This is a genomic window from Gracilimonas sp. (genome assembly GCF_017641085.1).
GTDB lineage: Bacteria > Bacteroidota > Rhodothermia > Balneolales > Balneolaceae > Gracilimonas.
In genome coordinates, this window is the sequence record NZ_JAEPPI010000001.1 from 116,601 (window position 1) to 134,942 (window position 18,342).

Here is an 18,342-nt window from a genome sequence, read left to right on the forward strand (position 1 = left end):
TATCAGCACCGAAGTATTGACCGTCAACTTAATGCACATCGAAAAGGAAACAGAACAAAAAAAAGATGATACAAGCAGGATAATATGGAGTCATGAAGCAGAAGTAGGTCCCATATTTGTGGTTTTTGCGGGAGTGCATGGAAATGAAACGGCAGGGATAAATGCTTGCAAGCAGATTGCCAATTCCCTGGAATCCATGAAAGGTGATATACAGGGTTCGGTGTATATGATAAGCGGTAACAAAACTGCGATAGAAGAAGGGGTAAGGTATATTGATTTTGACCTGAACCGAATTTGGAACGAGCTCGACTCAGGTTCTGAAGAATTGCGTGAATCAGCTGAATGGAAGGAAGCCCTGGAAATAAGGGAGATTATTAAGGGACTGATTGGCAGATACAGTGATGATATGAAGGAGGTTTACTTCATTGATTTACATACTACATCGGCTAAAAGCTGTGCATTCATTCCTTTTAATGATACGCTTGAAAACCGTAGAATTGCTTTACGGTTTCCGGTACCCCAAATTCTGGGAATCGAAGAATCTATACACGGAACATTACTCAGTTATATCAACGATTTAGGCTATCCTGCAATTGGTTTTGAAGCAGGCAGTCACACCGATCCACTATCCATCGAGCGAACCGAAGCCTTTCTTTGGATATATCTCGATTACGTCAATATTGTGAATCTGGGAATTAAGAAGCTAAGGCACCTTGAGGAGAAACTGAGGCCTGAGTCGGATATTCCCATTAAATACTATGAAATCAATCATCATTATATGGTTGAGGATCCTGAGGTATTCAGGATGAAAAAAGGATATGTGAATTTTGACAGTGTCAGAAAAGGAGATTTTCTGGCCTATGACGATTACAAGAGAATACTTGCCCCTGTATCCGGATTCATATTTATGCCTCTATATCAGAAGAAAGGAAATGACGGCTTTTTTATTCTTAAAGGACGTTCACCTTTCTGGCTCGAAATATCTTCTATTTTCAGAGACAGCTTCCTCAACAACTACCTGCACTACCTGCCCGGGGTAGAAGAATTTCAACCCGGTGCTTATTCCGTAAATCTTACCATTGCGCGATTCTTCGTGAAGGAAATTTTTCACCTTCTGGGCTACAGAGTTATCAGAAAGGATGAAAACAGGTTGATTTGCTACAAACGCATTTAATCTTTCACGGTACAGTTTTTTTGTTAGCTCTTTATTAGGCTGTATATTAAAATCTTTGTTAGCCGGCATTCTGTAAAGCCGGCAATTTTGAATTTTATGACCACTTTCGATGAGAAACGATTATGAATTTGTTGATGGCACCCGGCTTTCATCGGTGATTGAAGCCCTGATTTTTGCCAGTGAGGAGCCTATTCCCGGTTCCAAAATCCGGGAAATCATTGTTGATAATGAAGAACAGATTGAAATTACTGAAGAAACGGTATCTGATTTCGTTGACAAGCTGAACGAACGCTATGATGAAAATGGACTGAGCTTTCGCATCCAGGCGCTGGGTGGGGGCTATACTTTTGTCACGCAGAAGAAATATCATTACTGGCTCAGTATCTTCCAGCACGAAAATGCCTACCGGAAGTTGTCGCAATCGGCTATTGAGTCGCTTGCCATAGTAGCTTATCGCCAGCCCATCACCAAGCCGGAAGTGGACCAGATACGAGGTGTTGATTCCGGGTATATCTTGCGTCAGCTAATGGAGAAAGCTCTGATTGAAGTTTCCGGCCGCGCCGACAGCCCCGGAAAGCCGCTCTTATACCGAACTACAAAGCATTTTCTGCGTCATTTTGGAATTAACTCGGTGGATGAATTGCCGAAGCCACGCGAGATCGATGAAATTCTGAAGGATGATGACATGGCTGAGCATCGTCAGTTATTGATGGAGCGCCAGCTTATGATGGAGGAAATGAATGATGAAGATGAAGAAGTAACCAAAGAAGATGTTGCCGAAGAACTGTTGACTGAATACCAGGAAAAGAAGGCAGCCAGAGAATCAGAAGAACATGAAGAGGTTGAGGAAGAACAAGCTCAACCTGAAAATGAAAATGAAGAAAGAGAAAATAACGAGGAAGAATGAGTAACCATAAAGGTGGAAATAAATCAGGAAAGAGAAGACCCAAAAATAAGGCGGATTCTAAAAAAGCAGCCACCGCAGACCAGAATTATTCCAAAGACGAGGAAATCAGGTTAAATAAATTTATAGCCCATGCCGGGTTTTGCTCGCGCCGTGATGCAGACGAGTATATTTCTGCGGGTAAGGTCCAGGTTAACGGGCAAGTGACTACAGAGTTAGGCACAAAGGTCCGGCGCAAAGATTCGGTTGTAGTAGACGGCCAAAACCTGAGTTTGGAACCATTTGTATATCTGCTGCTGCATAAGTCCAAAGATGTAATTACCACAACCGATGATGACCGCGACCGGACAACGGTGATGGACCAGATTGAAGATGCCACCGGTTATCGCGTATATCCCGTGGGCCGGCTGGATAGAAACACCACCGGGTTACTCGTGTTAACAAACGATGGCGACCTGGCTCACCGGTTGATGCACCCCAGTTATGAAGTTCGAAAAACCTATCAGGTTTCCACTGAAAACCCTCTTTCGGAAGGGCAGCTTGAGCAGTACCTCGAAGGTGTAGAACTTGAAGACGGGATCGCAAAAGGATATAACATTACCCAATTTGTGGATGACCCATATACCTTTGAGATGTCAGTTTTTGAAGGCCGGAACCGATTGATTCGCCGCATGGTAGAATTTCACGGAACAGAAGTAACCAAACTCAAACGGATTGAATATGCAGGACTCACGCTAAAAGACGTTCCGATGGGGAGATGGAGATATCTTCGCCAAAATGAAATTAATAACCTGCGAAAATTGGTTAAGCTTGAGACATTAGACTTTAATAAAGGCAAATAAACACATATTACATGGAGATTAGCAGTATTTCGATTTCATCCGGACAGGTAGAATCTAATGAAGGGTTGCCGATCCGTTATGATTTGTATTCACCTATTTCAAGAAACGGACTGAGCTTTCCGGTCATTATTTTCCTGCACGGATTAAAAGGTTTCAAAGACTGGGGGCCATTTCCGGATGTTTGCGAAGAACTGGCACGGGCCGGGTATGGAGTAGTTGCCATGAATTTTTCACTCAATGGAATCGGAGACAACAAGACCGAATTCACTGAGTTGGAGCTTTTCGAAAGGGAAACACTTTCTCAGGACCTGGATGATGTAGGAACTGTAATTGATGCGCTGCAAAAAGGTGAGATTACAGATAACCACTCCAATCTAAATACAGATGTGATAGGATTGTTGGGGCATTCCCGTGGTGGGCAAACGGCTATCGCGGCAGCTGTTGAATATGCTCCTGTACACTGTTTGGTCACATGGTCAGCTGTGGCTGATTATCGAGAGCGCTGGACCGAAGAAATGAAAAAAGATTGGGAAGAACAGGGTTATACTGAAATTGAAAACAGCCGGACCGGACAGAAGATGAAGGTCGGGAAAGTGGTATATGAAGACTCCGTGGATAATGCAGAACGGGTTATAGCGATGGAGCGGGTGAAGGATTTGAGAATCCCCACTCTTTTTATTCATGGCAGAGATGATGAAGCTGTGACTTATACCAACTCTGAAAAACTGCATATTGCATGCGAAGCCCGGGATAAAGAGCTTCGGTTGGTTGCCAATGGCACGCATACCTATGGCGCTGCACATCCTTTTGAAGACCAGGATTTCCCCAAACCATTCGCTGAAGTGCTTGAATGGACCGAAGGCTGGTTCGTGGAACACCTTCGCTGAGAGGGCTCTTTTAATATTTTTACACATCAATTACCCGCTACTACTTGATTAGCAGGCAAAGTAGCCTCACTTTCACCTATCTGATTATTTACCAATTAAGAACTAACGAGGAACCATGAACTACGGAAAAAATACTTTTACCAAACTTGCCGTATTGCTTCTGAGTTTTACCTTTGTATTTGCAGGGTGTAAAACAGCAGAACAAGCAGCAAGTTCTTCAGAAAAATCAACACGAGGAATGCGTGGTGGGCCTGGCAGTGATGACGGGATGAAGAAATACAGTGATGTAATCACCAAAGATGCCGAAACAGACGAAGGTCTGTTTGATGTGCATAAAGTTGACGACAAATATTATTACGAAATTCCCGATGACCTTTTAGACCGCGAAATGCTATTAGTGAGTCGTATTGCTAAAACGGCTGATAACCTGGGATACGGCGGTGAAAAGCTGAACACCCAAATCGTGCGGTGGCAAAAGAAACAAGACAAGATTTTGCTCCGCCACGTTTCCTACGAGAACGTCGCCTCAGATACGATGCCTATTTACGAAGCGGTAAGAAATTCGAACTTCGAGCCCATTATCGCAACGTTTGATATTGCCGCTCTGAACGAAGACTCAACCGGTTCCGTAGTTGAAATCACCAGCCTGTTTACCGATGACATCCCATCTTTAGGATTGGATAGCGGTGACAGACGAGAGTATCAGGTGCGCCGTGTTGATGGCAGCCGAACTTTTATTGAGCACATCAACAGTTACCCTAAGAATATTGAAGCACGGAACCTGATTACCTATGACGCCAGTAACCCTCCTTCAAACTCTTCTACCGGAACCATTTCTCTGGAGTTGAACCATAGTATGATTGTACTTCCGGAAGAGGAAATGAGATCTCGTTCGTACGATCAGCGAGTCGGATTCTTCAGTGTCCAGAAAACCAAGTACACGGATAATGCTCAAAAGGCGAAGCAAATCCGCGATATCACCCGATGGAAACTGGTTCCTAAAGATAAAGAAGCCTACATCGCATGGTTAAACGGTGAAAGTGATGAGCTGGTAGAGCCTGAAAATCCGATTATTTATTATGTAGATCCGGCTACACCTAAGAAATGGAGAGAATATCTGATTCAGGGTGTGGATGACTGGCAAGTGGCTTTTGAGGCCGCCGGTTTCAAAAATGCTATCATGGGTAAACTTCCTCCTACCAAAGAAGAAGATCCTGAGTTCAGCCCTGAAGATGTGCGCTATTCTGTAATCCGCTACTTCGCATCTCCGGTACAAAATGCCTACGGTCCGCATGTACATGACCCAAGAAGCGGACAGATACTGGAAAGTGACATTGGCTGGTACCACAACGTGATGAACCTGCTTCGCAACTGGTTCTTCATTCAAACGGCCGCAGCCAACCCGGATGCCCGCGGTGTGGAATTTGATGATGAAATTATGGGTGAACTGATTCGATTTGTATCTGCTCACGAAGTAGGTCACACACTTGGTTTCCCTCACAACTGGGGTTCAAGTTATGCCTACACGGTAGATCAGCTTCGCGATCCTGAGTTTACCTCAAACCACGGAACCGCACCTTCCATTATGGATTATGCCCGTTTCAACTATGTGGCTCAGCCCGGTGACGGAGTTACAAACTTCTATCCTGCTGTTGGTGAATATGACAAATGGGTGACCAAATGGGGTTATACCTGGTTTCCGGATGACATGAGTGACGAAGAAATCGAAGCTACTCTGAATGAGTGGACTATCGAAAGAGCTGACGATCCGGTTTATTTCTATGGTCGTCAGACAGGAAGTAAAATTGATCCTCGTTCTCAGAATGAAGACCTCACCAACAACGCTATGGAAGCCGGTGAACTTGGTCTTGCCAACCTTCAGGTTATTACTGAAAACCTGATTGACTGGACAGAGAGAGATGGAGCTAACTTCGAAGAGCTGGAAGAACTATACGGCAATGTCCTCAGCCAGTGGTACCGTTATATGGGGCATGCACTCAGCAATATTGGCGGTGTGTATGAGAACCACAAGACCTATGAGCAGGACGGTGCGGTTTACGAGCCGGTACCCGAAGCCACACAACGTGAAGCCATGGAGTTTCTTCAGCAGCATGCATTCAGTTCACCAACCTGGGCATTCAGTGATGAAATCCTGAGCCGCGTGAACCAGTCATCTGCAATTGATAACTTCAGAAACTACCAGGAGAATGTACTTGGTAGTGTAGCAGATGCTCAACGAATTGCTCGTCTGATTGAATTTGAGCGACGAGCTTCCGGTGATGTTTACACCGCTTTTGAAATGATGGATGACCTGCGAAACGGTATCTTCACTGAAGTGCGTGCAAACGAAAATATTGACGTGCATCGCAGAAACCTGCAGCGTGCATACATCGAACAGATGGAATCGCTGATGAACAATGAGCTTCCAAGTATTCCTGCTCAATGGAGACAATTTCTTGGCTGGACCCAGGTTGATGTAAGTCAGTCTGATATCCGACCAATCGTTCGAAATCAGCTTACAATTCTGAACCGCGATATCGCTCGTGCGCTCAGAAGTGGTGGATTTGACCGATCAACCCGTGTGCATCTTGAGGACGCGCAAATGAGAGTTGAAGACATTTTAGATGGTGACGATTAATTTCTAAACCAGCTAAGTAATTTTTTAGCCCCCGCTCATAATTTTGAGTGGGGGCTTTTTTTATGTTTTGATTTTGAAGATCAATCACTGTTTTAGCATCTTTGGCAGGTAGCTAATTATCACTCTGTTTCTATGGAATCATTAATTGAATTTTTTGAAGATGTCCCCACGGTTTTCCGGGCAGGCATGTTGGTGGGCGGAATTTTTCTGTTCTGGATTATTGAAGGTGTTTTTCCGCTCTTCGAGTTTGGATATAAAAAAGTACGCCATGCAGCTATAAACCTGGTGCTGAATGGTTTTTTTGTGGTGATAGGTCTGGGTTTTGCCGGTCTTTTGGTTTGGTCTTCCAATTATGTGACGACTAACGAATTCGGCGTTCTTCAATGGATTGAAATGCCGGTGTGGGCTCAGGCCATAGTTGGGGTTATGCTGCTCGATTTTTTCGGTGCTTACCTGATTCACTGGATAGAACATAAAGTTGTGTTCATGTGGAAATTTCATCTCGTTCACCATAGTGATACTACTGTAGATGTAACCACCGGACTCCGTCACCACCCCGGCGAAGCTGTTTTTCGAATGATTTTTACCATTATTGGGGTGATAGTTGTAGGTGCGCCAATCTGGATTGTCTTCCTTTATCAAAGTATATCGGCATTATTCGCGCATCTAACCCATGCGAACATCAACATGCCAAGAAAGATAGACCGGGCTTTATCATGGGTATTTATCACACCGTTGATGCATAAAGTTCACCACCATTATACGCAGCCGTTAACCGATACTAACTATGGGAATATCTTTGCCGTTTGGGACCGTATGTTTGGAACTTTTGCCCAGGTAGATGAGATGACTGAACTCAAGTATGGCATCGATACGCATATGGATCCGGCTGAAAATGACAACCTGGGCAATCTGCTTAAAATACCCTTTCAGTCTTATCGCCCACCGGTAGGATCTAAGTTTGGGGATGAAGCAGATATCCGTGAATCTGACAATGATTAATCATCAATCATGAAATCCTTTCCCTTCCATGATTTTTGGAATGTATTTCTCAATTCTTCGTTGCCGGGTTGAAGACTGCTTAGCTCCGGAGAAGTGAATGATGTAGCCGCGCTGACGTCCGGGCGTTAACGCCTCAAAAGCTTCTTGTAAAACAGGATCCTCATCGAATTTTACCTGTAGCTCTTCAGGAAAGGGTTCCGGGTTCTTCTTGAATTTCACCTTCTTTCCGGACTTCTCAATCTCAATAGCTTCCCGGATATATTCCTTTATACTGTTCTCAGATTCATTGATTTGTTCAACATTCGTGAACTTAAAAAGGCGGGCTGCCTGTGAATTTTTCCCGGGTTTAACAAGCATCTTGTTTTGATCCTGGAGCAGAGATCCTTTAAAAAAGCTGACCGAACAATAGTTTTTGAAGGCGCTGAGGATAAGTACGTTGCTGCCTTCATAAGTATAGCAAGGCACACTCCATTTCACTTCTTCTGTAAGCCCCGATTCAAGGATGATAAGCCGTAGCTGTTTCAGTTCCTCCTGCCAGTCATGGACTTTGCACTCGGGAGTGCCGCCCAGCGGACAGCGCCCACAGCCGATATCGAGATATTGATCAACTTCTGGGTTCATTTTTCTTTAGTCATGTAATCCTTTTCCCTCCAGAATGTCTGGAATGGATTTTTCTACTCTTCGAGAACGTGTTTTGGATTGTTTAGCCCCTGAAAAGTGAAGAAGGTATCCGCGCTGACGTCCCGGAGTTAACGATTCAAAAGCCTTTTCCAAAGCGGGGTTTTCATCAAGTTTAGATTGAAATTCTTCAGGCACATCAAACTCTGAAGTCTTCTTCATTTTTACTTCTTCTCCGGATTTCTCCACCTCAACTGCTTCATTGACATAAGCCTGAATGATGTGTTCCTGATCTATAATTTCTTCAGCATTGGTGAATCGAAGCTGGCGGGCTGATTGGACATTCTTTGTTTGCTGAACAAGAATGTCCTCAGGGTCTTTCAGCAACACTCCTTTGTGAAACAGAAGAGCACAGTAATCTTTAAACCCATGGATGAGTACTACATTATTTTTGTTAACCGTATAACAGGGACAACCCCATTTCAATTCCTCGGTGAGTCCACATTCCAGGAGGAGCATTCTGAGTCTTTCATATTCTTGTTTCCATTGAGTGTCTTTCTCAAAAAACCAGTCAACCTCAGGATTCATAAGCAAACAGCTTGTATTGATGTGTTATTCAAATAATAACAAAATGAAGAGAAAACTTATGGCAGCAATAATTTTACCTATTCTTAAAAGCTATACTCACTAAAAACCCAACCAGAACAACAACTGCCGTTCCCACGGGATTCAGCCACAGAAACTCAATGGCTTTGGCGTATCCATCAGGCACCTCATTCCAGGGAAAGATGAATGAATAATCAGCGGTTGTGGCATTGTAGAAAAGCCGGTCGAAGGTAAAAACGGAGAGCATCCCGGAAATCAAGCCAACCAAAGCACCGGTTCCTGAAGCTCGTTTCACCCAAAGCAGCAGAACAAAAACCCCAAGGATGGAACCGTAAAAATAACTACCAATCTGGTTCACCAGTTCGATAATAGATTTCGTTTCCCCAAGTAAGAGGGCAGAGACGGTGGCAATGGCTCCCCACATAAAAGTGACTCCACGTGATGATTTTACATAGTGTGCTTCGGTATGAACGTCTCCTTTCAGGCGCTGATACCAATCGACGATTGAAACCGTGGTTAATGCATTCAGTTCACTGTCGATACTACTAAGTGCGGCCGCAAATATTCCGCCCACGATCAACCCGATAATCCCGATGGGCACATGGTTCAGGATGAAATAGGGAAAGATATAGTTAGTGTCGTTTACATCAGCCTGTCTGATTTCAGCTTGCAAAGCGAGGTCGGCATGACGAGCTTCATTCATCTCTTTGTCGGCATTGACAAACGCCTGTTGGGTTTCCGGATTTCGGTTTTGGACGGCTTCAAGTGCCGCATCTTCACGGGCAATATGAGCCAGCTGATACTCTTTCAGGATTCGTTCTTCTGCCAGTTGGTATTCCTGCGTTTCGGCCACCGGTTCGGTAGCACGGAAAGAAGCAGGTGCCGGATTAAAAATGAAGAATACGTACAGCATCACGCCAAGAAGCAGGATAAAAAACTGCATGGGCACTTTGGTATAAGCTGTCAGAAGCAATGATTTTCTGGCATTTTTAACGGAGTCGGTTGTGAGGTAACGCTGAACCTGCGTTTGGTCGGTCCCGAAATAGGAGGCCATCAAAAAGAAAGCCGCAATAACTCCGCTCCAAACATTGTACTTCTCAGAAAGGTCAAAATTCAGGTCGAGGGCGGTCAGCTTATCCAGGCTTCCGGCAAGATAAAGAGCATCATTAAAATTGACTTCTTCCGGGAGGTTGACCCAAATCAACCCAAAAGAAAAAATGAGCCCGAACATCATAATGGCCATTTGTTTCACATCGGTGTTAATAACGCCGGCAATTCCGCCAACAGTGGTATAAGCTGTAGCGATTACCCCGATAATGATAATGGTGACATTCAGCGGAAGTCCAAGCAGCAATGATAAAACATAAGAAGGAGCCGCAATCACAACGCCCAGTGCCAGGCCTCTGGATATCAGAAAAAGCCCGGCTGTAGTTAGCCTCGTTTTCAACCCAAAGCGTTCTTCAAGGACTTCATAAGCCGTAAAATTCTGCATTTTGTTGAAGAAAGGGACCAGGAACATGCAGATGAAAATCATGGCAAAGGGAATGGCCAGGTAGGTTTGTACAAAGCGCATGTCTTCTACATAGGCAATTCCGGTGGTCCCGATAAAAGTGATGGCCGAAGCCTGGGTTGCCATGACCGAAAGTCCGGCCGCCCACCAGGGCATCGAGCGGTTGGCAAGCAGGTAGCCTTCAATGGTGGAGGCATCTTTACCCTGACGGGTTCCATCCCAAACGGTATATCCAAGAAAAGCGATTAAAACCGACCAGTCAATCCAGCTCATAAATCAGGGTAGATTGAAGGTTGTGGTGAAGATCAGAAATAGCAAGATGTAAGCAACGCCCAATACCAGTACGATGGTGTAGTCTTTGAGCCACTTGGGTTCTGAGGTCGGTTTATTTTCCATGCCCGATAATAGCTAATGTGTCTTTCTTTTGAAAGCGGGAGAATATCGAACATTCAACAAGGAACATCGAACATTGAACTATTCCTTACTTGGTTTATGAACTTTAGTTAAAAGTTAAATCTCCTCAAAAACCTTAAAACTTTCTTTCCCGCAGTTCATCAAAAGATCAATGATGGAGCACTCGGGGAGGAAATCATTGCCTAACAGGGGAATATTTAGCTTGGGAGCTCATTCAAGCATATTTAAGGAACCAGAAAAAGTTTTTTGTAACATTTAATAATCACAATACTCTTACTTTTATTAAGCATAATAAAAACAAGAGTTGGCTTATGGGGGAAAAGAGAAGAGTGCGAATTTCAGAGGCAATTCATGTATTAGAAAAAAATTACTTGGATATTTTGACCGTATATGAGTGGGCAGATGCGATGGGATATTCCAGATCTCATTTTTGCCGAATTTTTAAAAAAGAATTTGGTACGAATCCTAAGGATAAATTGAAGGCTTTTCGGCTTAAATTAATTAAAGAAGAGATTAGAAAAAACCCTCAAGCCATTGGGTATGAAATTGCTGTAAATACTGGTTTAACTGATAGTAAGTCGCTCCATAAATTTTTATACACGCATTTTGATAAAAATCTAACGACTCTAAAATACGATTTGGCAGTAGGTTAGAGGTAAAAGCACAGATTGGAGGGGTAAATATTTGTGTGTTTTATTGGGGTGCTACATATTAAAGTATATAAATGCAGTATGGGCACTCTAACACATCACAAGTTGGCAAATTTCTAAATTATTTTCATATGGGTTTAAAAAAATCATTAGATCGGATAGAGTATTTGGATTATTTGATAAGAAGGAAATGCACAGGTACGCCCAAAGAACTGGCTGAAAAATTGGGTATTTCGGAACGATGGCTCTATGAAATACTAAATGAATTGAAGCATGATTTTGATTGCCCTATCAAGTATTCAAGGAGGAGAAGGAGTTATGTTTATACGTGTAGTGGCAGTCTTGTGATTGAGTTTATGAATAAGGAAGAACAAAGTGATTTGAATGCAGGTTTTAAAATTATTTCGAGTTTTTCTGAATTTTTTTCTTTCACTGCTGTATAAGTGCACTGTAAAAAGCTACAATATGATTAAGTAGTAATTTTAACCAATGGAATGAGGTATTAGTTATGCTTAAAATCGATGACTACAATTTTGATGTACTATCGGAAAGAGAGTTAATCAAGGTTAAAGGTGGAAACCCAATAGTAGGTTGGGGTGCCTTAATATGGTTTGGCAATCAAGTAGTAAGCAATTGGGAGGATATAAAACGAGGAGCTATAGATGCTTGGAATGAAATATCATATTAAACATAAATTTAAAATAACATATCATGGAACATATAACTAAAAAGTTATCACTAATAGAATTAACCGAACTTGAGAAAAGTAATATTTCTGGAGGAGAGCCAACACCCGATACCCCTTTTTGGTATGATGTAGCTTGGGTAGTTGTAGCTAGTTTTAAAATCATGGCACCGGTTAGAAAAGCCACATCTATGACAATGACCTATTAATTAAATTTGCGACATTTGATATATCAAATGTCGCTTTTTATATGTATGGCTGATAATAATAAAAGTAAGAATCTAAGTTGGAAAGATATATTCAAGATTGCTTGTTTGTGGTTAGTTCTATCATTTTTAGTACATGAGTTATATCCAATTCTAAAAAAGCTAATATTTGAGATGCTTAAATAGAAATAATTGATTTTAATCATATTCAAACTTTAAAATTTTTTTTGATGCTTTTCCCAAAAGAAATTTTCGAACAAACCACGCAAAGCTTATCTGTACGTCACACCGTCAGCTCCCAAATTTTATACACTGCAACACTTTGTTTTTTGGCAGGTTTATTTGTGTCACTTCCCTTCATTCAGGTAGATGTTAGTGTAAAAAGTGATGGAATGATACGGGCCAATACTGAAAGGCAAGTTCTTAAAACTGCAGTTTCGGGAATAATATCAGAATTTAGAATAAAGGAAAATAATCTTGTACAAAAAGGAGATTTGCTGGTTTCTATTGACTCTGAAGAAATAGAGCAAAGTTTGGAATACAATCGGCAAAGGCAGTCATTACTTCGGAACTATATATGGGATTTGAAATCTATTAAGAGGAAATTGTCTGAGAGTGTAGAAATTTCTTTAAGCACTTCTTTATATCATTCAGAGTGGTTGGCTTTTGAACAGGAAAAAAATGACTTGGAGGCAAGTGTCCACAATATTGAGTCTGAATATAATCGCCAAAAGCAACTTTTCGATAAACAGCTAATCAGTCAAGCCGAATTAGAGCAACAAACATTTCAGCTTGAATCTGAAAAAAGAAGATTAGAATTACTGCATAGATCAAAATTAAATAGTTGGCAGCAGGAATTGGATAATTTTGAACAAGAATTAAAAAGGCTACAAGCTGAGCTTACTCAATTAAAAAAGGAAAAAGAACGACACTCTCTATACGCTCCGGTAGATGGAGTCATTCAAAATGTAGCAGGCATTTCTGAAAACAGCATGATTTACGTAAATGAAAAAATTGCTGAAATTTCACCGAATACGGCTTTAATTGCAGAGCTGTATGTTTCTGCTCGGGATATAGGTTTGCTGAAAGAAGGAATGCAGGCCCGATTCCAGATTAACGCATTCGATCATAATCAATGGGGGAGTTTGTATGGTTCTATTTCAGAGATATCAAATGATGTAATCGTTATACAAGACCAACCTGTTTTTTTGGTGCGATGCAAGTTGAATCAGGATTTTCTGGAGCTACCTAATGGTTATAAGGGCAATCTAAAAAAAGGAATGACACTCCAGGGAAGGTTTACTGTAACTGAAAGGAGCCTTTTCCAACTGTTATATGATAATGTAGATGATTGGTTGAATCCGGCATAAAAGAGAGTAGAAATGAATATTAATAGAGTTGGGGTCAAACAGCATGATATAACCGATTGCGGTGCGGCTTGTCTTGCTTCCGTGGCTGCACACTATGAATTAAATGTTCCTATCGCGAGGATACGGCAATATGCTTCAACGGATAAAAAAGGCACCAATGTTTTAGGAATGATTGAAGCCGCTGAAAAATTAGGCTTCGAAGCCAAGGGCGTAAAAGGTGAAATGGACAGCCTTATCCAAATTCCGTTACCTGCTATCGCCCATGTTGTGGTAAAAGAAGTCCTCCATCATTTTTTGGTGATTTACCAAGTGACAAAAAAGCATGTAGTGGTCATGGATCCAATGGATGGAGAGAGGCACAAGGTCGAACGTTCGGATTTTGAGCAGCAATGGACGGGTGTGCTTATTTTACTTTTACCGTCAGAAGAATTTACCCCTGCTGATGAGAAAGTTTCTGTACTGAGCCGGTTATGGTTCCTGATGAAACCGCACAAATGGGTATTGCTTCAGGCCTTTTTTGGGGCATTAATTTATGCCATAATTGGATTATCAACAGCTATTTATGTGCAGTTGATTATTGATCATGTGCTCACAGGCGGGAATATGAATTTATTGAATTTGCTAAGCGTGGGCATGATCACCCTTCTAATATTTCAAATTTTCATTAGCGTGATCAGAAGTTTGTTCGTACTTAAAACCGGGCAACTTATGGATGCACGATTAATATTGGGTTACTACAAACATTTGATACGCCTTCCCCAGCGATTTTTTGACACTATGCGGACCGGTGAAATTATTTCAAGGATTGGAGATGCTGTTAAGATTCGTGCTTTTATTAACGACGTATCTATTAATCTTGCCGTAAGTGTGTTGACAGTAGTTTTCTCATTTGGCTTGATGTTTACATACTACTGGAAATTAGGTTTAGTGATGCTTTTGATTATCCCTATTTATGGTATCATTTATTTGATTACAAATTACATAAATAAGAAAACGCAGCGCAAGGTCATGGAGAGCGCTGCAGATTTGGAATCCCATTTAGTAGAGTCAATAAATTCTGCATCTACCATTAAGCAATTTGGCCTGGAAGGATTCGCAAACATGAAAACGGAAATCCGTTTTGTTGGTTTACTAAAACATATTTATCAATCTGGATTAAATTCAATCTTTTCTGGGAATTCAACCCAATTTTCATCCAGACTATTTACAATAATTCTACTATGGGTCGGAGGGTACTATGTTTTACAGCAATCTATAACCCCAGGAGAATTGTTGTCATTTTATGCACTGGTAGGGTATTTCACAGGGCCGGTGAGTCAATTAGTTGGAATGAACGTGCAAATACAAGATGCCCTTATTGCAGGTGATCGCTTATTTGAGATCATGGATCTTGAAAAGGAAAAAGAAGGTCAGGAAATAGATATAAATTCAGAAAATATTGGTGATATAGAGTTTAAAAATATCGAATTTAGATATGGAACACGTGTAACCGTATTTGAGGATTTTAATGTTGCTATACCCAAAGGAAAAATTACGGCTTTTGTGGGTGAAAGCGGTTCTGGAAAAACAACGCTAATTAATATTCTCTTGAAATTATATCCTATTAAAGATGGCCAGGTTTTAGTTGGAGATATAAACCTTGACTATGTAAGCAACAAAAGTTTAAGAAAAAATATAAGCGTAGTTCCTCAGGGCATTGATCTTTTTGATGGTAATGTTACTTCAAATATAGCCATTGGTGAATTAAAGCCAGATATGGAAAAGATCATTAGAATCTGTAAGAAATTGAATATTCTTGATTTTATTGAAGAACTGCCAAATAGCTTTAATACGTATTTAGGGGAAAATGGGGCATCATTATCAGGAGGACAAAAACAAAAAATTGCCATTGCAAGAGCATTATACAAAGACCCTGAAATTTTGATTCTGGATGAAGCGACTTCTTCGCTGGACTCTTCCTCAGAGAATTATATCCAAAGAACAGTAGAAGAACTTAGGAAGGAAGGGAAGACCATTATTCTGATTGCACACAGACTTAGCACTGTACTTGGAGCGGACAAAATTTGTGTTTTGGAAAAAGGTAAGCTAATTGAAGAAGGGAATCATGAAAGCCTTTTTTCAAAAAAAGGAGCTTATTATGGAATGTGGAATAAGCAATTACCGATAGACCTAAACAAACTTCTTAAGAAGAACGGTATAAAAGCCTGAGTATATATATCTTATGTGTCTTTCTTTTGAAAGCGGGAGAAAATCGAACATTCAACAAGGAACACTGAACTTTGAACTATTCTTTTCTTTGAGAAAAACTGTTAGTCCCCATCTGAATGTTAATCAGGAGTTTCTACTCCAGTAGGAGATTAAAAGGTGTGCAGAGTGTTTGTCAGGGTTATGGACTTTAGTTAAAAGTTAAATCTCCTCAAAAACCTTAAAACTCTCTTTCCCGCAGTTCATCAAAAGATCAATGATGGAGCACTCGGGGAGGAAATCATTGCCTAACTGAACATATTCGGGATGCTCTTTTAAAGCAGGTTTGGCCTGTTCGCTCAGCCACTGGTAGTTTTTGGCGTCATACTCCTGGTAGAGAATATCGGCTCCGGTTTTTTCCAGAAAGACATCGGGGTTGGGATCGAAGCCTGAAACCTGACTTGCCAGCTCGTACTCAATATTCAACTCCAGGTAAGTCATAATCCGCTCAAAAAAGTAGATGTTGAAATCGAGGAGCTTTTCAAATTCAGCAGCTTGATCAATGTCGTGCTGCAGCTCATCTACAAAAAAATCAAACCAGGTGGCTTCGGAGTAGGAGTGATAGATGGCATTCCAAAACGGCTCTATCCAGTCTTCTCCATGTTCAATACATACTTCACCGATAGCCTTTTTTTTGTCCTCCGTTTTAATAGGGATGTTTATCCACTGTTTGCCTTGTTCCCCTTTAATAACTGCTCTGTGGGTTCGTCCCTTTCTCGACCACTGCTCCAGATCATTCCAGATAACCCGGTCCGCTTTACGCATGGCAGCAAGGTCATACAGGTTAGGCGCAAATTGAGGTTGTACTATTGTAAGTTTCAAGAGAAATAGTGAATTAGGAAAATCATTAACACGTAAGCACTTCTTTTTTTAAAAGTACGAAAGTGTTTACGTGTTAAGGTAGGTTGTTTGAAAATCAACGTCCAAATAGGTACTGTAATTTTCTTATCTTTGAAGACTATAATATTTGAATTTAAAACATTACAAAAAACGAGATACTAAATGAGCGTTCGCGTACGATTTGCGCCATCACCCACCGGATTTTTACACATTGGCGGACTGAGAACCGCACTTTATAACTATTTATTTGCCCGTCACAATGAGGGCACTTTTGTGTTGAGAATCGAAGACACCGATCAATCCCGATATGTAGAGGGAGCCGAGCAGGATATTATTGATTCCCTGGAATGGGCCGGAATGGAAATTGACGAAGGTCCCGGAAAAGGCGGAGAATTTGGTCCGTACCGACAAAGCGAGCGAAAGGATATCTATCACAAATATGCCGAGCAGCTGATTGAAGCCGGGCATGCGTACTATGCTTTCGATACCGTTGAGGAAATTGATGAGATGCGGGAGCGACTGGAAAAATCCGGTAATCCTTCTCCCAAATACGATTCCATCACCCGTCAGTCTATGAAAAACAGCCTGACGCTCTCTCAGGATGAAGTTCAGAAACGACTGGATAACGGCGATGAATATGTGGTTCGCCTGAAGGTTCCCCGAAAAGAGAATATTCGCTTTGAAGATGAAATTCGCGGGCATGTTTCTTTCGATACTGAAGGACTGGATGACCAAGTGCTATTGAAGTCAGATGGAATGCCGACCTATCACCTGGCAAATGTGGTGGACGATCACACCATGGAAATCTCTCATGTAATCCGTGGAGAGGAATGGCTGAGCAGTACGCCAAAACACATTCTTCTGTATAATGCTTTTGGATGGGAGCCACCGAAAATGGCTCACTTGCCTTTGATTATGAGTCCAAGCGGAGGAAAGCTTTCCAAGCGTAAAGCAGAGAGCGAAGGAATTCCGGTGAACACCAAAGATTATATGAAAGGACATTACGAGCCGGACGCCCTGGTGAACTTCCTGGCTTACTTAGGATGGAGCCCCGGCGACGATTCTGAAATTCACGACATGAAAGAATTGTGTGAATTATTCACGCTGGATCGTGTGAGCAAGGGCGGTGCAGTATTCAATTACAAAAAGCTGATGTGGTACAATGAAAACTACATCCGGGAGCATTCGGTAGATGAGCTAAAGCCCAGAGTAAAGGCTCTTTTTGAAGAGTCTAAGTTTGAGATCCCAAGCGATGAGTTTCTGACACACGTGATTGAATTACTCCACGAGCGCGTTTCTACCATCGAGGAATTTGTAAGTATGGGGGCGTTCTTTTTTGAAGCTCCAACTGAGTATGATGAAAATGCACTCAAGAAATGGAAGGATGACAGCCCCGTGATCCTCAAAGCTTATCGTGATAAAATCGAACAGCTTTCCGAAGAAGAGTTTGAAGCGGTTACGCTGAAGGACAAAATCAAAGAAACCATCGAAGAGCATGAAGTTGGTTTTGGAAAACTGATGATGCCTCTCCGTGTGGCCGTCAGTGGTCAGGGTTTTGGTCCGGACCTGACACCGGCGCTTGAGCTCATCGGAAAAGAAGAAGTACTGGATCGGATTGATACAGCCATCGACAAACTGGGGTGATAGAACACGGATTAGCCGGATTTAGCGAATAATCGCAGATAAGTTTATTAGATAAGTCAGTGACTAACAGCAATAGAGCAAGCGTTGCGCTTGTGCGGTGTTGAATTC

General features: G+C 41.8%; 17 protein-coding genes. 13 read left to right on the plus strand and 4 right to left on the minus strand.

What is annotated here, in order from left to right:
• The first annotated feature begins 31 nt into the window (after positions 1-31).
• From JJ941_RS00410 to JJ941_RS00435, 6 genes are all read left to right on the plus strand, one after another.
• Entirely contained in the window at positions 32-1,174 is a 1,143-nt protein-coding gene (locus JJ941_RS00410; protein WP_290960806.1) for a succinylglutamate desuccinylase/aspartoacylase family protein, read from the plus strand.
• A gap of 109 nt (positions 1,175-1,283) precedes the next feature.
• A complete protein-coding gene (scpB, locus tag JJ941_RS00415; RefSeq protein ID WP_290960808.1) occupies positions 1,284-2,081 on the plus strand; it encodes an SMC-Scp complex subunit ScpB in 798 nt (265 codons plus the stop codon).
• Positions 2,078-2,920 carry a pseudouridine synthase gene (locus tag JJ941_RS00420; RefSeq protein ID WP_290960811.1) on the plus strand — a complete coding sequence of 281 codons (843 nt, stop codon included), beginning with the start codon at positions 2,078-2,080 and terminating at the stop codon, positions 2,918-2,920. The genes scpB and JJ941_RS00420 overlap by 4 nt, the downstream gene beginning before the upstream one ends.
• Before the next feature lie 11 nt (positions 2,921-2,931).
• Positions 2,932-3,807 carry an alpha/beta fold hydrolase gene (locus tag JJ941_RS00425; RefSeq protein WP_290960815.1) on the plus strand — a complete coding sequence of 292 codons (876 nt, stop codon included), beginning with the start codon at positions 2,932-2,934 and terminating at the stop codon, positions 3,805-3,807.
• A 115-nt stretch (positions 3,808-3,922) separates the two neighbouring features.
• Positions 3,923-6,445: a zinc-dependent metalloprotease gene (locus JJ941_RS00430; protein ID WP_290960819.1), complete on the plus strand. Its 2,523-nt coding sequence runs from the start codon at positions 3,923-3,925 to the stop codon at positions 6,443-6,445.
• Positions 6,446-6,577: 132 nt separating this feature from the next.
• The gene (locus JJ941_RS00435; protein WP_290960822.1) at positions 6,578-7,447 is read left to right on the plus strand and encodes a sterol desaturase family protein; all 870 of its coding nucleotides are present in this window, start codon (positions 6,578-6,580) and stop codon (positions 7,445-7,447) included.
• 3 nt (positions 7,448-7,450) lie between these two features.
• Here JJ941_RS00435 and JJ941_RS00440 read toward each other — a convergent pair whose 3' ends face one another.
• From JJ941_RS00440 to JJ941_RS00450, 3 genes are all read right to left on the minus strand, one after another.
• Entirely contained in the window at positions 7,451-8,068 is a 618-nt protein-coding gene (locus JJ941_RS00440) for a DUF1801 domain-containing protein (RefSeq protein ID WP_290960826.1), read from the minus strand.
• A gap of 6 nt (positions 8,069-8,074) precedes the next feature.
• Complete coding sequence (locus JJ941_RS00445) at positions 8,075-8,653, minus strand: YdeI family protein (protein ID WP_290960828.1); 579 nt, start codon at positions 8,651-8,653, stop codon at positions 8,075-8,077.
• Between the two features lie 73 nt (positions 8,654-8,726).
• Positions 8,727-10,454: a sodium:solute symporter gene (locus JJ941_RS00450; RefSeq protein ID WP_290960831.1), complete on the minus strand. Its 1,728-nt coding sequence runs from the start codon at positions 10,452-10,454 to the stop codon at positions 8,727-8,729.
• Positions 10,455-10,906: 452 nt separating this feature from the next.
• On the opposite strand from JJ941_RS00450, the gene JJ941_RS00455 reads away from it, so the two are divergent.
• From JJ941_RS00455 to JJ941_RS00480, 6 genes are all read left to right on the plus strand, one after another.
• Positions 10,907-11,248 (plus strand): AraC family transcriptional regulator, encoded by a 342-nt coding sequence (locus tag JJ941_RS00455; protein WP_290960834.1) that lies wholly within the window; start codon positions 10,907-10,909, stop codon positions 11,246-11,248.
• Positions 11,249-11,376: 128 nt separating this feature from the next.
• Positions 11,377-11,688, plus strand: a complete 312-nt coding sequence (locus tag JJ941_RS00460) for a hypothetical protein (RefSeq protein WP_290960837.1) — start codon at positions 11,377-11,379, stop codon at positions 11,686-11,688.
• Between the two features lie 65 nt (positions 11,689-11,753).
• The gene (locus tag JJ941_RS00465; RefSeq protein ID WP_290960840.1) at positions 11,754-11,933 is read left to right on the plus strand and encodes a hypothetical protein; all 180 of its coding nucleotides are present in this window, start codon (positions 11,754-11,756) and stop codon (positions 11,931-11,933) included.
• 23 nt (positions 11,934-11,956) lie between these two features.
• Positions 11,957-12,139 carry a hypothetical protein gene (locus JJ941_RS00470; RefSeq protein WP_290960844.1) on the plus strand — a complete coding sequence of 61 codons (183 nt, stop codon included), beginning with the start codon at positions 11,957-11,959 and terminating at the stop codon, positions 12,137-12,139.
• 227 nt (positions 12,140-12,366) lie between these two features.
• Complete coding sequence (locus JJ941_RS00475; RefSeq protein ID WP_290960847.1) at positions 12,367-13,506, plus strand: HlyD family efflux transporter periplasmic adaptor subunit; 1,140 nt, start codon at positions 12,367-12,369, stop codon at positions 13,504-13,506.
• A 12-nt stretch (positions 13,507-13,518) separates the two neighbouring features.
• Positions 13,519-15,714: a peptidase domain-containing ABC transporter gene (locus JJ941_RS00480; RefSeq protein ID WP_290960850.1), complete on the plus strand. Its 2,196-nt coding sequence runs from the start codon at positions 13,519-13,521 to the stop codon at positions 15,712-15,714.
• Positions 15,715-15,912: 198 nt separating this feature from the next.
• On the opposite strand, the gene JJ941_RS00485 is transcribed toward JJ941_RS00480, so the two are convergent.
• Complete coding sequence (locus JJ941_RS00485) at positions 15,913-16,572, minus strand: WbqC family protein (protein ID WP_290960853.1); 660 nt, start codon at positions 16,570-16,572, stop codon at positions 15,913-15,915.
• 180 nt (positions 16,573-16,752) lie between these two features.
• Between JJ941_RS00485 and gltX the strand changes: the two genes are divergently transcribed.
• Entirely contained in the window at positions 16,753-18,234 is a 1,482-nt protein-coding gene (gene gltX / locus JJ941_RS00490) for a glutamate--tRNA ligase (RefSeq protein ID WP_290960856.1), read from the plus strand.
• Positions 18,235-18,342 lie beyond the last annotated feature (108 nt).

Coding starts and splice junctions, on each gene's coding strand:
- JJ941_RS00475 (WP_290960847.1), top strand. CDS start 12,367: ATGCTTTTCCCAAAAGAAATTTTCGAACAAACCACGCAAAGCTTATCT.
- JJ941_RS00460 (WP_290960837.1), top strand. CDS start 11,377: ATGGGTTTAAAAAAATCATTAGATCGGATAGAGTATTTGGATTATTTG.
- JJ941_RS00450 (WP_290960831.1), bottom strand. CDS start 10,454: ATGAGCTGGATTGACTGGTCGGTTTTAATCGCTTTTCTTGGATATACC.
- JJ941_RS00470 (WP_290960844.1), top strand. CDS start 11,957: ATGGAACATATAACTAAAAAGTTATCACTAATAGAATTAACCGAACTT.
- gltX (WP_290960856.1), top strand. CDS start 16,753: ATGAGCGTTCGCGTACGATTTGCGCCATCACCCACCGGATTTTTACAC.
- JJ941_RS00440 (WP_290960826.1), bottom strand. CDS start 8,068: ATGAACCCAGAAGTTGATCAATATCTCGATATCGGCTGTGGGCGCTGT.
- JJ941_RS00465 (WP_290960840.1), top strand. CDS start 11,754: ATGCTTAAAATCGATGACTACAATTTTGATGTACTATCGGAAAGAGAG.
- JJ941_RS00445 (WP_290960828.1), bottom strand. CDS start 8,653: ATGAATCCTGAGGTTGACTGGTTTTTTGAGAAAGACACTCAATGGAAA.
- JJ941_RS00480 (WP_290960850.1), top strand. CDS start 13,519: ATGAATATTAATAGAGTTGGGGTCAAACAGCATGATATAACCGATTGC.
- JJ941_RS00455 (WP_290960834.1), top strand. CDS start 10,907: ATGGGGGAAAAGAGAAGAGTGCGAATTTCAGAGGCAATTCATGTATTA.
- JJ941_RS00410 (WP_290960806.1), top strand. CDS start 32: ATGCACATCGAAAAGGAAACAGAACAAAAAAAAGATGATACAAGCAGG.
- scpB (WP_290960808.1), top strand. CDS start 1,284: ATGAGAAACGATTATGAATTTGTTGATGGCACCCGGCTTTCATCGGTG.
- JJ941_RS00425 (WP_290960815.1), top strand. CDS start 2,932: ATGGAGATTAGCAGTATTTCGATTTCATCCGGACAGGTAGAATCTAAT.
- JJ941_RS00430 (WP_290960819.1), top strand. CDS start 3,923: ATGAACTACGGAAAAAATACTTTTACCAAACTTGCCGTATTGCTTCTG.
- JJ941_RS00435 (WP_290960822.1), top strand. CDS start 6,578: ATGGAATCATTAATTGAATTTTTTGAAGATGTCCCCACGGTTTTCCGG.
- JJ941_RS00420 (WP_290960811.1), top strand. CDS start 2,078: ATGAGTAACCATAAAGGTGGAAATAAATCAGGAAAGAGAAGACCCAAA.